This is a genomic window from Streptococcus parauberis NCFD 2020 (assembly GCF_000187935.1).
GTDB lineage: Bacteria > Bacillota > Bacilli > Lactobacillales > Streptococcaceae > Streptococcus > Streptococcus parauberis.
In genome coordinates this window covers 1,769,472-1,785,272 of record NZ_AEUT02000001.1, presented here as the reverse complement: position 1 = coordinate 1,785,272, position 15,801 = coordinate 1,769,472, and the positions used below count along the sequence as shown (strand labels likewise).

The window sequence follows — 15,801 nt, the reverse complement described above, 5'->3', positions numbered from 1 at the left end:
AGATATTTTCATAGCTATTGCAAAGAACTTGTTTTGAAAGACAGGTTCTTTTCATTAGCAAAAATATGCATCAAGCAAAACTGGAAAATCTTGAAGTAGCCTAAAGTGCTAGCGTATGTTTTTAATTTGTCTAATGTTTATACATTTTTTTGAGAAAAACTTAAATATTGAAATGAAAAAATGAATGAAAATAAATTTAGGCATGGGAAAGGGTGATAGCCCAGGATGAGATTTTATCAGATTATTCAAAAAAATAGAGGTATATTTTTTTGCTGAAAGTAAAAATTGTTTAATTAATTATAAATATAAGACTATACAAAATGTCTAGACAAGGAATGGAGTAGTCTTGATTAAGACCTCCTTTTTCGGCTTGACAGTGAGGATAGGAGCTTGTTATACTGACAAATGTAACCGCTTTCTGAAAAAAGAGTTACTTTTATTTATTAGAGAAAGTGCACTAACTCTAATAAATGATTCACATCAAACACAAATCCAAAGGAGAATTTACGCATGAGCGTTAATAACGAAGTCTTAGCAAGAAATACTGAACTTGCTCCTAAAATTCTAGGATCTCACACTGTAGCTTTTTCACACTACAACAATCTATCAGCACAGTTACCAATTGATGTTTCATCTGGTCAACTGGTTGAAGGTGGGATTAAAGAACAAGCCCAACAATGTTTTCAAAACTTAAAAATAGTTGTTGAAAGCATTGATCATGTCCTAACTGACATTGTAAGACTTACTATTTTCGTTAAAGATATTCAAGATGTTGATACTATTAATTTAGTTCAAACAGATTTCTTCCCAACCTATGTACCTTCACGCACAGTTGTAGCAGTTTCTGCTCTACCAATGGATGCGAAAGTGCAAATGGATGCCATTATTTCAAATGGTGAGGGGACAATTCCAAATGCTCCTCAAGCAGGTGATTTGGTTAAATTAACGAATAATACTTATAATGCTCCTGTGTCCGCAATGTCAACACAAACAGTAGCTTTTTCACACTATAATAATGTAACTGCTCAATTACCAATCGATCCTAAAACTGGACGTTTAGCAATTGGTGGCGTTAAAGAACAAGCCCAACAATGTTTGAAAAACATCAAAGTAGTGCTTGAAAGCATCGATGTCCCTCTTGATGACGTTGTTAAAATGACTGTTTACGTCACTAACTTAGCTGACCTTGATGTCGTTAACGAAGTATACAAAACTTTCTTACCAGATTCAGGAATTGCGCGTGCTGTCAACTACCTACCAGCTCGTACAGTTGTTCCAGTTGCAGCACTTGAAATGGGTGCATTAGTTCAAATGGAAGCAACGGTATCACACGGTGATGGAACTCCGCCACAAGCTATCGAAGACCGTCACGGCCTTATCATTGAACACTCAAACACTGACAAAGCTCCTAAATGTGCTTATTCTAGCCAAACAGTTGCCTTCTCACACTACAACCACATTTCAGGCCAACTTCCAGTTGATGCAAGCACTGGTGACTTAGTAGCTGGGGCTGTTAAAGAACAAGCACAATTAGCTTTTGAGCATATCCAAGCAATCATCGAAAGTGTTGATCATGTTATGGCTGATGTTGTGAAAATCAATGTTTACATGACTGATCTTAATGAAATGACTGCAGTAGAAGAAGTCTTCTCAGCAATCTTTGCTGAAACTAAACCAGCACTTCGTTTCGTAGGTGTTTCTGAATTACCAAAAGGTGCTTCTGTTCAAATTGACGCAACAGTTGGTAATGCTGAAGGAACTCCTCCAGTAATTTAATATAAACAATGTCAAGGCACCGAGATATTGCACAATTGTGCAATATCTTTTTGCTTACGCTTTTAACGAAAGAACATATCTTTTAGAATATATTTTATGTTAAAATAGTTACGAAAGAAACATAAAACTATTACGAAAGAAAAAACAAGGAGTGATAGCTATGACCCTAACTAATTCACGTTTTGGCCAATTAACTGAACGGATGAGCACTTACCGCGAGGCTGTGCTTGATAAAAAACCGTATATCGATGCTGAGCGAGCTATTCTGGTAACAGAAACTTATAAAGAGCATCAAGATAAACCAGCCAATCTTAAAAGAGCTTATATGTTGCAAAATATTTTGGAACATATGTCAATTTATATTGAAGATGAAAGCTTGATTGCTGGTAACCAAGCTTCTTCAAATAAAGATGCCCCCATTTTTCCTGAGTATACACTTGAATTCGTAATTAATGAATTGGATCTCTTTGAAAAGCGCGATGGCGATGTCTTCTATATTAAGGAAGAAACCAAAGAGCAGTTGCGTTCAATAGCACCATTCTGGGAAAACAATAATCTCCGGGCACGCGCAGGTGCGCTTCTACCAAGAGAAGTTGATGTCTATATGGAAACAGGCTTCTTTGGGATGGAAGGTAAAATGAATTCAGGTGATGCTCACTTAGCTGTCAATTACCAGAAAGTTCTTGAATTTGGCTTGAAAGACTTTGAAGCCCGTGCACATGCTGCTAAAGATGCCTTGGACCTAACTGTTCCAGAAAACATTGATAAGTATCATTTCTACGATTCCATTTTCATCGTCATCAACGCCATCAAGACTTACTCTCGCCGTTATGCAGAATTAGCACGCCAAATGGCGGAAAAGGCTTCGGCTGATCGCAAAGCTGAACTCTTGGAAATTGCTCGAATCTGTGACAAAGTACCTTATGAGCCAGCTGCGACATTTGCGGAAGCTGTCCAATCTGTTTGGTTTATCCAGTGTATTTTGCAGATAGAATCAAATGGTCACTCCCTCTCATATGGACGTTTTGACCAATACATGTATCCCTATGCCAAAGCAGATTTAGAAGCTGGACGTGAAACAGAGGAATCAATTGTTGAACGCCTAACCAATTTATGGATAAAAACTTTAACCATCAATAAAGTACGCAGTCAATCACATACCTTCTCTTCAGCAGGTAGTCCAATGTACCAAAACGTGACCATTGGTGGTCAAACCAGAGATAAAAAAGATGCTGTCAATCCAATGTCCTATATGGTTCTGCGCTCAGTAGCTCAAACTAAATTACCACAACCAAACTTGACTGTTCGTTACCATAAAGGTTTAGATAATGATTTTATGAATGAATGTATCGAAGTCATGAAACTTGGTTTTGGAATGCCAGCCATGAATAATGATGAAATTATCATTCCGTCCTTTATCAAAAAAGGTGTTTTGGAAGAAGATGCTTATGATTACTCAGCTATTGGCTGTGTTGAAACAGCTGTCCCTGGTAAGTGGGGTTACCGTTGTACAGGGATGAGCTATATTAACTTCCCGAAAATCTTATTAATTACTATGAATAACGGCATTGATCCCTCATCTGGTAAACGTTTTGCTAAGGGACACGGTTACTTTACAGATATGACTTCTTATGAGGAGTTGAAAGTTGCTTGGGATAAAACTCTACGCGAAATAACCCGCATGAGTGTCGTTGTCGAAAATGCCATTGACCTTGGTTTGGAACGCGAATGCCCAGACATTCTTTGCTCTGCCTTAACTGATGACTGTATCGGCCGAGGTAAGACTTTGAAAGAAGGCGGAGCAGTTTATGACTTTATCTCTGGCCTTCAAGTAGGGATAGCCAACCTTGCTGATTCCTTAGCAGTGCTTAAGAAATTAGTCTTTGAGGAGCACAAACTGACTCCTCAAGAATTGTGGCATGCTTTGGAATCCGATTTCGCGGGGGACCGCGGCGAAGAAATTCGTCAAATGCTCATTAATGATGCCCCTAAATATGGGAATGACGACGATTATGTCGATCAGTTAGTCGTCGATGCTTATGATACTTACATTGATGAGATTGCCAAATATCCAAATACGCGTTATGGTCGTGGTCCAATTGGAGGTACGCGCTATTCAGGAACATCATCAATTTCAGCTAATGTCGGTCAAGGAAAAGGAACACTGGCAACGCCCGATGGACGTCATGCTGGTACGCCACTAGCTGAGGGTTGTTCTCCTGAACATAGTATGGATAAAAAAGGGCCAACTTCAGTACTGAAATCTGTTTCTAAATTGCGCACAGATGAAATTGTTGGTGGTGTCTTGCTTAATCAAAAAGTCAACCCACAGACTTTAGCCAAAGAAGAAGATAAGTTGAAACTGATGGCTCTTTTAAGAACATTCTTTAATCGCCTTCATGGTTATCATATCCAATATAACGTGGTCTCTCGTGAAACCTTAATTGACGCTCAACTGCATCCAGAAGAACACCGTGATTTAATTGTTCGTGTTGCTGGCTACTCAGCATTCTTCAATGTTTTATCAAAAGCAACACAAGATGACATCATTGAACGCACTGAGCATACTTTTTAAGGATTTTGTTTAGAAAAGGAAATGTAATGGAATATATGTTAGACACCCTCAATCTTGAGGCAATTAAAAAATGGTCAAAAATTTTACCTCTAGCCGGGGTTACTTCAAATCCGACAATTGCTAAAGCAGAAGGTCAGATTGATTTTTTTGAACGAATTAAAGAAGTTCGTTCCATTATTGGTGATAAAGCGTCAATCCATGTTCAAGTGGTCGCAAAAGACTATGAAGGGATATTAAAAGATGCTGCTGAAATTCGTCGTCAGGCAGGAGATAGTATTTTTGTTAAAGTTCCTGTAACTACCGATGGCCTTACTGCTATTAAAACCTTGAAAGCTGATGGTTATCATATTACAGCAACAGCTATCTATACAACTTTCCAAGGTCTGTTGGCTATTGAAGCAGGAGCAGATTATTTAGCACCATACTATAACCGGATGGAAAATCTCAATATTGATGCGGAAGCTGTTATTGGACAATTAGCGGAAGCAATTGACCGCGAATGTTCTGACAGTAAAATTTTAGCTGCTAGCTTTAAAAATGTTGGACAAGTTAATAAAGCATTTGCCCTTGGCGCCCAAGCAATAACAGCAGGGCCAGATGTCTTTGAAGCCGGATTTGCTATGCCATCAATCCAAAAAGCAGTTGACGATTTTTGCAAAGACTGGGAAAGTATTCATCAAAAACAAAGCATTTAGGAAAAACAATGTTTACCAAAGGCAATGAAAAAGGAATTATTACTTGGGATGATAAGCAACAAGTCCTTATCTTAAAGAAGAAAATAATCCCATTAAATGATATCAAGGCTGTAAAATTGTATACTTCAGGCATTGAAACAACTGTCGATGATTTAGTAAGGCGATTAAATCCCCAAACTAATTATCTGGACTACTTTGCAATGACTTCTCTAGAAGTAGAACTTTACTTAAAATCAAAAGCAAGACCAGAACAAATTACCTATTACAAAACACCCTTTCAAGCTTCTGAGAAAGAATAGCTTATGGAAAAGAAGTAATAAGTCTAATCAATAAGGTTAATCAGATAATATCTGGGAACTAAAAAGTAATGAATAAAAATGACAAAAGCACCCATTTTCCAGGGTGTTTTTTTATTCCTAACAAAAATAGAACAAAAGTGTTAATTGTTCATCTTTGATTAATTATTTAAAAAATTTACAATACTTTTACAAAAATCATATGGGAAATTTAAAGTCTCTCGCTATACTTAGCTTAAGCTTTAGTTAAGGAGAGAAACATGGCCCTCTATTTTTTACTCTTAGCCATCATCGCAGAAGTCATTGCAACATCAACTTTAAAGTTGACTAAGGGATTTACACTATTCTGGCCAAGTATCTTGTGCTCTTGTGTATATATGATCTGTCACTATTTTTTTGCCAAAGCTATCCAAGAATTAAATTTGGGAGTGGCATATGCCTTATGGTGTGGTCTAGGAATCCTAGTAACAGTTCTAGTATCTCTTATTTTTTATAAGGAAAGTCTATCTCTTACTGGGGTACTAGGGATTATATTAATTTTAGCTGGCTGTCTTTTAGTCAATTTAGGAGGAAACTAACCAATGACCTTAAGTCAAAGTCGTTTCAAAAATGCCTTGTTGGTAGCATTATTTGTTCTACCAGCCTTTATTCCTTTATTTATTTTCTGGGTTTATCCAATTCTTCGAACCTTTTGGTTAAGTTTTACAGACTGGAACTTCATGACACCGGAGTATCAGTTTGTACAGTTTAGCAATTATAAGAGTTTACTTGCTGATTCCAGATTCTACGAAGCCTTAAAAAATACCCTAGTCTTTACATTGGGAACTTTAGTTCCAACGATACTTGGTGGACTAACTTTAGCTATGTTATTACAAAAAAAGATGGCAGGATCAGGTTTATTCAAATTCATCCTATTCTCACCTTGGATTACACCAACAGTAGCAATATCAATTGTTTGGACTTGGATTTTTGAACCTAAAAATGGTTTTGCAAACTTAATCTTACAAGCTTTGCATTTACCAGCTTTAGAGTGGTTAAAGAGTTCTCAGACAGCAATGTTAGCAGTTGTTATTGTTACTGTTTGGAAAAGCCTCGGCTACGCAATGATTTTCTACTTGTCAGCTCTTGAAAAAGTTCCAAAAGATATCTACGAAGCAAGTTCACTGGATGGGGCAAAGCCTTTGCGTCAATTCATTGACATGACTTTACCAAGTATTTCTCCGACAACCTTCTTTCTGATGATCATTACCATGGTTAATTCTTTACAGGCCTATGACCAAATTCAGATTTTAACACAAGGTGGACCAAGCGGAAGCACCAGAACCTTACTTTATATGTATTACCAACTTGGTTTCCAAGAATACAATATGGGACAAGCAACAGCCGTTGCCGTCGTCATGGTCCTTATAACAGTGGTTCTATCTTATATGCAATTTGTTGGTTCTAAACGTTGGGTTCATTATTAAGGAGTAATCATGTCGGAAAATCAAAATATGAATGCCAAGAGCATTTTAGCCACACTTATTAAGTGGACCATCTTAATTCTCGTTAGTATCTTTACAGCATTTCCATTCTTATGGATGATTATTAGTTCTCTAAAAACTAAGGCGGAAGTAATGAATCCAGATAATTTTTGGCCAACCGTACCACAATGGTCAAATTTTTCAGAGATTTTCTTCAACTCACCTATTCCGCTTTATATCTGGAATAGTTTGTGGACATCATTAGTCATTGTTTTAATCCAAATTGTTACTGGTGCTATGTTAGCCTATGCCTTAGTTTTTTTGAGATTTAAAAGCAGAAACCTCATTTTTACCATCGTTATGGGAACATATATGTTACCAGCGGCGGCAACTTATATCCCGAGCTACATTATCTTATCTCAAAGTGGCTTACTAAATACTTTATCAGGCTTGATTGTCTCAAGTACGATTAGTATCTTTGGAATCTTCTTGTTACGTCAGGCATTCATGCAGGTTCCAAAAACCTTAGTTGAAGCCTCGCGGATGGATGGTGCTTCACATTTCCGAGCTTTATGGGAAATTGTTTGTCCGATGACCAAGTCATCATTTATTACTTTCGGTTTGATGAGTTTTATAGCAGCTTATAACAGTTATATGTGGCCATCATTAATTACTAATGATCAGCCTAAGTATCTAGTGTCACAAGGGTTGCGTAGTTTCTTCATTGAAGGTGGAGCTTATGGAACAGAGTGGGCAAAAGTAATGGCAGCAAGTGCTGTTATTGTCCTACCTTTACTCATCATCTTTGCATTCACTCAAAAATGGTTTATCAATGGTATCGGTGGTGACACTGGTGTCAAAGGTTAATATATATTGTTTTACACTTATTAAAAAAAGAGGATTTTATCATGAAAAAAAATTGGTTAGCACTTGCTTCAGTTGGACTATTATCGACACTTGTACTTTCGGCATGTGGTGGTTCAAGCTCCTCAGCTCCTAAAACAAAAGATGGCAAAATTGAAGTTGAATTTTGGTTTGCAGGTGGGAAAACAGCCGTTAATGTTTGGAAAGATATTATTAAAGACTATAACAAGTCTCAAGATAAATATGAAATTAAAGCAGTAACACAAGCAGACTATGGTGAAACTTATACTAAATTACAAGCAGCAATTGCTGGTAATAAAGCACCAGACCTTGTCCTATTAGATACTGCACCATCTCGTAATCTAGATAAGAAAAAATTATTAGTTGATATCAATGAATTAGCTAAGGATGATAAAGACTTCAAAGAAGATAACTACCTTCAAGTATTCGCTGATCAAGGTAAAAATAAAGATGGTAAACGTTATGGCTTACCAGCTTATGGTACAACACAGGTTATGTACTATAACCAAGAAGCTTTCAAAACTGCAAATATTCAACCAGATTCAATTAAGACTTGGCAAGATATGGGCAAAGCAGCCCAAGCCATCAAAGATACTGGTAAATTCAAATATGGTTGGGAACCAATGTGGGGCCAATATAACCTAATTGATGCATCTTTAAGTAATGATGCAAAAATGTTCAGCGAAGATGGGAAAACAGTTACCATCAATGATAAAGAGTGGGTTGAAGTTTGGGAACAATTCAGAAGTTGGATCCATGATGATAAAACAATGACTGTTAACTCAGGTGGGCAAGGCTGGGAGTATTGGTACAAAACAATTGATGATGTACTAGATAACACTGCCGGTGGTTACATTGGATCATCTGGTGACCAAGCCGACCTTGACTTCAAAAAAGTACAAGCAATGGAACAACCTGCTTGGGATGCAGACTCTAAATCAGCACCAGCAGCAGACGCTCTCTTAATGGACGTCCTCGCGAAATCTACCAAAGACGAGCAAAAGGGTGCTTATGACTTCATGAAATACTTTACAGATGTTGAAAACCAAGTTAAGTGGACTAAAGCTGTTGGTTATGTAGCCGTAAACAAAGCAATCACAGAAAATACTGACTACAAAGCATATGTTAAAGAAAACCCACAAGCATTAGTACCATTTGAACAAGCAAAACATGGTTCAGTATTACCAATTGACCCAACTGATGGTGCTATTTACGACGCTTTGAAGATTGCTGCTGATAAAGTTGAATTAGAAAATGTTCCTGCACAAAAAGCTTTAGATGATGCACAAAAAACAGCACAAAAAGCCTTAGATAAAGCTTTAGAAAAATAATAATAGGAGTTAAATCAGCATGGAAACTTATCACTTTCAATTAAATAAAGATACGCATAAGATATCTCCAGTCTGTTTCCAAATGCCTGAAAATTGTACAGGGATTAGTTTACAGTATGATTTAGAAGCGCCTTATACAATGCTTGTTCTCTTAATGATTAAGGATGAAAAAGGCAGACTCCGTTTTCAAAAGCAACTCAGTTATAGCAACCCAATTATTTCATTAAGTAATGACCCTAAAACCAGCACCCTTGGCGCAATTCCAGGGGAGCTCGGCCAAGGTCAATGGACAATTGAAGCTGTCTACAACCAAGAATATGGCAAGCACTTTGATAAAGACTTGATTGAATTCAAAATTGACCTTAGTTTTGAAGCTAGTTCTATTTTGGAAGCAATTGGTGGCCCAATCTGGGTTGATAAAGACTTTAACTATAGCTTTTTCGACCAAGACAAAATTTATCAAAAAGGCAAAGCCTGGTATAAAGGTGACTTCCATACACACACCCAATTATCAGATGGAAAAGAATTAATTCCTACAGTCACTGAAAAAGTTCTTGGAGAGGGATTAGATTTCTATTACGCAACTGAGCATAACTTGCTTCATACAGGATGGCAAGAAACAGAATTAATGGTTCTACCAGGAATGGAAATGACCACTAATTTTGGTCATGCTAATGTTTTTGGAATGACTAAACGACCTGAAAGCCTTGATGCCATTATCAACGATAGTGGACAAGAAAAGGTTCTTGCAGCCATTGATAAATTTATCAAAGAGTGTAATGATAATGATTGGTATTTTTCAATCAATCATCCATTTCTATACCAATGGAAATGGCAATTCGATGAATTAAGTCTAGACAAAATAAGAAGTCTAGAAATAATAAATGACCCTACTTATGAATTAGAGCCCAAAGCCCGAGGGAAATTGGCTAATCAACAAGCTGTGGATTTATCAGATTTCTTCTGGTCAGAGGGGTATCGTATTTGTGCAATTGGTGGTAGTGACTCTCACCTCCTAAAAGATGAATGTTATCCAACTGCAACGACCCCTTCTGTGCCTGGAGACCCTGCAACATGGGTACTAATGGATGACCTTACGCCCAATAATCTCAAAAAAGGATTGGCAGCTTGCCATACCTATGTGACTCGTTTTTGTCAGTTAGACAGTCAATTTACAACTGATGACAATCAAGTAATTGTTTATGGTGATAAAGTAGCTGATGACTGTCAGGAATTACACTTTGATATTTGTATTGAAATGGAAAAAAAACCATACCTTTTCTATAAACTTAACGGCCAAGAAGTTGCTCTTGATTTAGAAAAAATCGATCAAGATCAATACCGTGCTCAAGGGAAAATTAGCTTTAGTCAAGAATCGTATGACTGGATTCGCTTTGGTGCAAATACTCAGGATGGAGATTTTCGATTTTATGGTAATCCAATCACTAGGGGTGAAAAAACGACTAGTATTAAAACATTTGGTCAAGCTAAAGAGAAGTTAGGACTGGAATAATGATAAAAGGAATATTATTTGATAAAGATGGCACTTTAATAGATTTTTTCAGCTTGTGGCAACCAGCTATTATTCCTGTATTAAATCAACTTATTAAAGATTATCACTTATATCCAAGTGACATATATCTTGAACAATTGTCTGATGCCATCGGGTTTCATAAAGGTGAAGTTGATCCAGAAGGAGCAATTGCCTGGAAACCATATCAGTTGATTGCTGAAGATTTAGGTGAGATTATTGAAAAAGAAGTCAAAGACCTTGATTATAACCTCTTAACACAACGCTTACAAGATTATTTTACAGATGCCGTTCATGTTTCTATGTCGGATATACCAACCTTTACAGATACTAGAAAACTCTTTGATAAGCTCAAAAGAATGGATATTGCAATTGGAATTGTCACAACGGATACTTTCTTATCTACCTGGAAAACGATGGAAGATTTAGGTTTAGATCATTTCATTAGTTTCGTTGGAACGTCAGACAATAGTCGGCCAATTAAACCAAATCCTGAATTGCTTTATCAAGCTGCAAGACTTTGGGGATGCGACAGCTCTGAGATTATAGTTGTAGGAGATACACCTAATGATATGCGTTTTGCTAATAATGGCAGAGCGATAGGCGTAGGCGTAACCAGTGGAACTGGCAATCTTTTCAGTCTTGCAGAATACACGTCTTATGTGATTCCTACGGTGGCAGAATTAGTGCCTCTATTGGAAGAAATTAATCAAATGAAAGAGGATCCGCGTGTCAACTATTGAATTAAAGCACATTAATAAGGTTTATGAAACTGCAACTGCAGTAAAAGATTTCAATTTAAAAATTGAAGACAAGGAATTCATCATCTTTGTTGGACCATCGGGATGTGGCAAGTCAACAACGCTTCGAATGATTGCTGGCTTGGAAGATATTTCATCTGGTGATTTACTGATTGATGGTAAGAAAATTAACCACGTCAGTCCAAGTGATCGAGATATCGCCATGGTTTTCCAAAATTATGCCTTATATCCACATATGACTGTTCGGAATAACATGGCTTATAGCTTGAAAATTCGTGGTCTAAAAAAAGCCCAAATTGATAAAAAAGTAGCAGAAGTTTCTAAATTGTTGAGAATGGATGCTTATCTTGATCGTCGTCCAGGTCAATTATCTGGTGGACAAAAACAACGTGTAGCCATGGGTAGAGCAATGGTTCGCCATCCTAAAGTGTTTTTAATGGATGAGCCTTTGTCGAACTTAGATGCTAAGTTGAGAGGGGAAATGCGCCTTGAAATTGCTAGTCTTTATCAAAAATTAGATGCAACATTTATCTATGTTACACATGATCAGACAGAAGCAATGACTTTAGGTACACGAATTGTTGTTATGAAAGATGGCGAAATTCAGCAAATTGATAGTCCAAAAAATCTCTTTGATCATCCAGTAAATCTTTTTGTTGCTGGTTTTATAGGAACTCCACCAATGAATTTCTTAGATGGTCACTTGACGCAAACGAATGGTCAACTACAGCTTGAAACAGACTATCATGAGCAAGTGATTAGTCCAGCTAAAGCATTAGAATTTGAAGATAAAGGTTGCCTAGCCAAAGAATTGGTCCTAGGAATCAGACCAAATGATATTGAAATTTTCCATGAGGAGAAAGCAAATACCATTAAAGGTCACGTTAAAGTTTATGAGATGCTTGGTGAGGATGCAATAATTCATGTCAAAATTGAAGGCTCCAAAACAAATCTTGTCGTAAAAAGCACCTCTAAAGAATTATTTGAAGTTGGCGATTCATTGTACCTTGGACTTCCTGAAAAATTTCTTTACCTTTTTGATAAAGCAACTGAATTAGCTTTAGTCAATTAAAAAAAGCCCTAATGGGCTTTTTTTAATTGATCTATTTGGCTATGATGTTTTAGAGTAAATAGTCGTTTAATAGAATGAATTGATACCACCAGTGAAGGCTTGAATTAAATCATCGTAATAGTAGTTTTGATCACTATCAGATGTATCAACAGTCCATTTACCAGTATCAGTGTCTTTAGTTAAGTTAATTTCGTACCCATCACCAGACATAGAATCTGGTGTTGAAATTGATGCAGAATCATAACGTGTGTGCATATTTTCAAAGATATACTTTTCAGCATCTTTGTAGACTTGGTCATAATCTGAATAGTTATTGTTTTTCAATTTCTCTTTTGCATCATTAATTAAGCTATCATAATCCATATCACCATAGTTGATAACGGATGGTTTAACAGCAATAGTAGCTGATGTTGGGAGATAATTTTTTACAGTATATTCAATTTTTGCACGTTTTGAATTAGCCGCAATATATTGTTGAGCGAATTTTTGTAAATCTGCTTCGCTTGGACTGTAATCTGAGAATGAACCTTTAATTTCTTCTTTAAATTTATTCATATAAGCAGCACGATCTTCGTCAACTTTATTAGTTAATTGCCACTCTTTGCTTTTTTTAGATCCAAGTAGTTCAACTTGTCCACCACCAGTTGTGCTTGCAGCTTCAGCATCTGAACCAGCAATAGCCGCTTTCTCATCTAGGAAAGTTTGTGTAACAAAGGTTTCAGCAAGTTTTGTAATTTTCTCTGTGTTGTCATTGTATTTAGTTGCATTAACAGGAATTTTAAGTTCTTGAGAATTTTCGTCATCCATTGAAGCATCAACAACTAGATTGTATTTTTTCTGATCTTTATCAACTTCATATACAAGATAGCCTGTTTTTGAGCGACCTTTTGAAACTTTACCGTAAGAAATAGTTTTAAAATGATCTAGCGAGTCATAAACTTGACTTGGTTCGATACTTTCTTCATCTTCATCCTTACCAGTATAAAGTGTGAAATTATCTTCACCATAAGTAACACTTTTATCACCAGTATTTTTTAATTTAACTTCTAAAGCAAGGTAACCTTTGTTACTACTAGATGTTTTTAAGTCCTCATTTGTGATATACTCGCCGTCAACAATTTTTACTTGAAGACCATCTTTAGTTGTTGTTGCATTTTTTTCATCTTTGCCACCGCAAGCAGTTAAAACAAATACTGATGACAACGTTAACAAGCCATAAATAATTTTACGTTTTTTCATAAACTTCTCCTAACCCCAAAACGATTTCTAATATATGAGCCAAAATTAGAAATTGTATTATTATTTAAATTTACTCTAAAATCCAGACAAGAACTGGATATCATATCCTCCTTTCTATTATTTTACCCCCGTTTTGTAAAGGCTGTCAAATGTTACCTTAATTTTTTCACAATTTTATGTAAATAAACGAACGTTGAAGGTCGAAAATTTTCTGAAAATATCATAATAATATTTTATAAAATAGAAATTTTCATTGACAAGTGAGTGATTACTCACTATAATGTATTTATAAAAAGTGAGTGAACACTCACCTAAAAGAAGGTAACTATGGAAAACATCTATATCCTAGATTCACTAGAGAAATCATATGGACAAAGTAAAATATTAGATAAGGTTAGTTTTGCCCTATCTAAGGGTCAGATTGTTGGACTGATTGGTCCCTCAGGTGCCGGCAAATCTACCATGATCAAATTAAGTCTAGGGATGGAGAAAGCTGACGCAGGGCAATCCACCATACTTGGGGTAACAATGCCGAACAGACAAGTATTAGGTAAAATAGGGTATATGGCACAGGCTGATGCTCTTTATGAAAGCTTAACGGCCTATGAAAACTTGAAATTTTTTGCCCAAATGAAAGGTGTTAAAGGTAATGCTATAAAGGAAGTCATTGAACATGTGGCCAAGATTGTTGGACTTGTAAATGATTTAAGCAAATTGGTATCAGGCTTTTCAGGTGGAATGAAACGCCGTTTATCTTTGGCAATAGCCCTACTAGGTGATCCTCAAGTACTAATTTTGGATGAACCAACAGTTGGGATAGACCCATCCTTAAGATTAAAAATTTGGCAAGAATTATATCACTTAAAAGAAAAGGGTGTTGGTATCCTTGTAACAACCCATGTCATGGATGAGGCTGAGAAAACAGACAAAGTAGGCTTATTATTGGATGGACGGCTAATTGCTTTAGATACTCCGGAACAATTGAAGACTACTTATGGTGTATCAAGTATTGAAGAAGTCTTTTTGAAAGCTGAAGGTGAGTAATATGACACTTGCAATTGTAAAAAAAGTAATTACTGAATTATTAAGAGATAAGCGGACAGTCTTGATGATGTTTGTAGCACCTATATTTATACTTTTCTTGATGAATGTCATGTTTTCGGCTGAGACTAGTGTTTCTGTCAATTTGGCTGCCAATAACTTACCAACAGAACTTGTTAACGGGTTGAAGAAAGTAGAAGGTATAGAAATAATGGATGTCTCTTCAGAAGAAGAAGCTGTAAAAGGTATGAAAGAAGATATGTATGATGCGTATCTTAATCGAGAACAAGACGGCAATTATACTTTGCTCCACGCAAATACCGACAGTTCGAAGACCAAGATGACTCGTCAGGCAATTAATACCGTTCTAGCAACAGATGGACAAAAAGAGCTCATTTCATCAATTACCAAAAAGTTATCCCAACTATCAATTCCGAAAACTACCCCACAAGCTAAACCAGCACTTAAAATTGAGGCACCCAAGCTTCCTGAAATAAGTCAAAGCTACCGATATGGTGATAAAAATACCAGCTTCTTTGCGAAGATGATTCCAGTTTTAATTGGTTTTATTACCTTCTTCTTTGTTTTTCTAATTTCGGGTATGGCTTTGCTGAAAGAAAGAACTTCAGGTACACTTGATCGCCTCTTAGCAACACCAGTCAAAAGATCACAAATAGTCTTTGGCTACATGATTTCTTATGGCATACTAGCTTTAATTCAGACAACAATTATTGTCATTGCATCAGTTTACCTTATGAAATTAGAAGTTGTCGGCAACATTTATTTATTAGTTTTGGTCAGTAATGTTTTAGCACTTGTTGCCTTAGCCTTTGGGATCTTGTTATCAACGCTTGCGAAATCAGAATTTCAAATGATGCAATTCATTCCTTTAGTTGTTCTTCCCCAATTATTCTTCTCAGGAATTATTCCGTTAGACACGATGACAAGCTGGGTTCGAAGTATTGGTAAAATTTTACCTCTCACTTATTCTGGTCATGCCATGTCAGGGATTGTCCTTCAAGGCAAAGGATTTATGGATATCTGGTCTGATATAGCAGTCTTGTTAATTATTTTAGTTATCCTCACATTTGCTAACATTTTTGGGATGAAACGCTACCGCAGAGTATAGAAAGGAC

At 36.4% G+C, this 15,801-nt stretch carries 14 protein-coding genes; 13 read left to right on the top strand and 1 reads right to left on the bottom strand.

Features of this window, described 5'->3' with window-relative positions; genetic code table 11:
- Positions 1-510: 510 nt before the first annotated feature.
- From SPB_RS08930 to SPB_RS08880, 11 genes are all read left to right on the top strand, one after another.
- Positions 511-1,776, top strand: a complete 1,266-nt coding sequence (locus SPB_RS08930; RefSeq protein ID WP_003104391.1) for a RidA family protein — start codon at positions 511-513, stop codon at positions 1,774-1,776.
- Between the two features lie 160 nt (positions 1,777-1,936).
- Positions 1,937-4,351 (top strand): glycyl radical protein, encoded by a 2,415-nt coding sequence (locus tag SPB_RS08925; RefSeq protein WP_003103262.1) that lies wholly within the window; start codon positions 1,937-1,939, stop codon positions 4,349-4,351.
- Between the two features lie 26 nt (positions 4,352-4,377).
- On the top strand, positions 4,378-5,046 hold the full coding sequence (locus tag SPB_RS08920; RefSeq protein ID WP_003103287.1) for a fructose-6-phosphate aldolase: 669 nt from the start codon (positions 4,378-4,380) through the stop codon (positions 5,044-5,046).
- Between the two features lie 8 nt (positions 5,047-5,054).
- Positions 5,055-5,345, top strand: a complete 291-nt coding sequence (locus tag SPB_RS08915) for a hypothetical protein (RefSeq protein ID WP_003103504.1) — start codon at positions 5,055-5,057, stop codon at positions 5,343-5,345.
- 257 nt (positions 5,346-5,602) lie between these two features.
- The gene (locus tag SPB_RS08910; protein WP_003104461.1) at positions 5,603-5,920 is read left to right on the top strand and encodes a DMT family transporter; all 318 of its coding nucleotides are present in this window, start codon (positions 5,603-5,605) and stop codon (positions 5,918-5,920) included.
- Positions 5,921-5,923: 3 nt separating this feature from the next.
- Positions 5,924-6,808: a carbohydrate ABC transporter permease gene (locus tag SPB_RS08905; RefSeq protein WP_003105195.1), complete on the top strand. Its 885-nt coding sequence runs from the start codon at positions 5,924-5,926 to the stop codon at positions 6,806-6,808.
- A 9-nt stretch (positions 6,809-6,817) separates the two neighbouring features.
- Positions 6,818-7,672, top strand: a complete 855-nt coding sequence (locus tag SPB_RS08900; protein ID WP_003106045.1) for a carbohydrate ABC transporter permease — start codon at positions 6,818-6,820, stop codon at positions 7,670-7,672.
- A gap of 41 nt (positions 7,673-7,713) precedes the next feature.
- On the top strand, positions 7,714-9,021 hold the full coding sequence (locus SPB_RS08895; protein ID WP_003102871.1) for an extracellular solute-binding protein: 1,308 nt from the start codon (positions 7,714-7,716) through the stop codon (positions 9,019-9,021).
- A 19-nt stretch (positions 9,022-9,040) separates the two neighbouring features.
- Positions 9,041-10,534, top strand: a complete 1,494-nt coding sequence (locus SPB_RS08890; RefSeq protein ID WP_003104740.1) for a CehA/McbA family metallohydrolase — start codon at positions 9,041-9,043, stop codon at positions 10,532-10,534.
- Positions 10,534-11,295, top strand: a complete 762-nt coding sequence (locus SPB_RS08885) for an HAD family hydrolase (protein ID WP_003105565.1) — start codon at positions 10,534-10,536, stop codon at positions 11,293-11,295. The genes SPB_RS08890 and SPB_RS08885 overlap by 1 nt, the downstream gene beginning before the upstream one ends.
- Positions 11,282-12,385 (top strand): ABC transporter ATP-binding protein, encoded by a 1,104-nt coding sequence (locus tag SPB_RS08880; RefSeq protein ID WP_003102443.1) that lies wholly within the window; start codon positions 11,282-11,284, stop codon positions 12,383-12,385. Before SPB_RS08885 ends, SPB_RS08880 begins: the two co-directional genes overlap by 14 nt.
- Before the next feature lie 66 nt (positions 12,386-12,451).
- Here SPB_RS08880 and SPB_RS08875 read toward each other — a convergent pair whose 3' ends face one another.
- Positions 12,452-13,624 carry a DUF4352 domain-containing protein gene (locus tag SPB_RS08875; RefSeq protein ID WP_003103426.1) on the bottom strand — a complete coding sequence of 391 codons (1,173 nt, stop codon included), beginning with the start codon at positions 13,622-13,624 and terminating at the stop codon, positions 12,452-12,454.
- Positions 13,625-13,951: 327 nt separating this feature from the next.
- Between SPB_RS08875 and SPB_RS08870 the strand changes: the two genes are divergently transcribed.
- Together SPB_RS08870 and SPB_RS08865 are read left to right on the top strand one after the other, a co-directional pair.
- A complete protein-coding gene (locus SPB_RS08870) occupies positions 13,952-14,668 on the top strand; it encodes an ABC transporter ATP-binding protein (RefSeq protein WP_003105277.1) in 717 nt (238 codons plus the stop codon).
- Between the two features lies 1 nt (position 14,669).
- A complete protein-coding gene (locus tag SPB_RS08865; protein ID WP_003106017.1) occupies positions 14,670-15,794 on the top strand; it encodes an ABC transporter permease in 1,125 nt (374 codons plus the stop codon).
- Positions 15,795-15,801: the final 7 nt, after the last annotated feature.

What these genes read in the sequence shown, in the direction of transcription:
- SPB_RS08930 (WP_003104391.1), top strand. Translation starts at nt 511, where the DNA reads ATGAGCGTTAATAACGAAGTCTTAGCAAGAAATACTGAACTTGCTCCT.
- SPB_RS08925 (WP_003103262.1), top strand. Translation starts at nt 1,937, where the DNA reads ATGACCCTAACTAATTCACGTTTTGGCCAATTAACTGAACGGATGAGC.
- SPB_RS08920 (WP_003103287.1), top strand. Translation starts at nt 4,378, where the DNA reads ATGGAATATATGTTAGACACCCTCAATCTTGAGGCAATTAAAAAATGG.
- SPB_RS08915 (WP_003103504.1), top strand. Translation starts at nt 5,055, where the DNA reads ATGTTTACCAAAGGCAATGAAAAAGGAATTATTACTTGGGATGATAAG.
- SPB_RS08910 (WP_003104461.1), top strand. Translation starts at nt 5,603, where the DNA reads ATGGCCCTCTATTTTTTACTCTTAGCCATCATCGCAGAAGTCATTGCA.
- SPB_RS08905 (WP_003105195.1), top strand. Translation starts at nt 5,924, where the DNA reads ATGACCTTAAGTCAAAGTCGTTTCAAAAATGCCTTGTTGGTAGCATTA.
- SPB_RS08900 (WP_003106045.1), top strand. Translation starts at nt 6,818, where the DNA reads ATGTCGGAAAATCAAAATATGAATGCCAAGAGCATTTTAGCCACACTT.
- SPB_RS08895 (WP_003102871.1), top strand. Translation starts at nt 7,714, where the DNA reads ATGAAAAAAAATTGGTTAGCACTTGCTTCAGTTGGACTATTATCGACA.
- SPB_RS08890 (WP_003104740.1), top strand. Translation starts at nt 9,041, where the DNA reads ATGGAAACTTATCACTTTCAATTAAATAAAGATACGCATAAGATATCT.
- SPB_RS08885 (WP_003105565.1), top strand. Translation starts at nt 10,534, where the DNA reads ATGATAAAAGGAATATTATTTGATAAAGATGGCACTTTAATAGATTTT.
- SPB_RS08875 (WP_003103426.1), bottom strand. Translation starts at nt 13,624, where the DNA reads ATGAAAAAACGTAAAATTATTTATGGCTTGTTAACGTTGTCATCAGTA.
- SPB_RS08870 (WP_003105277.1), top strand. Translation starts at nt 13,952, where the DNA reads ATGGAAAACATCTATATCCTAGATTCACTAGAGAAATCATATGGACAA.
- SPB_RS08865 (WP_003106017.1), top strand. Translation starts at nt 14,670, where the DNA reads ATGACACTTGCAATTGTAAAAAAAGTAATTACTGAATTATTAAGAGAT.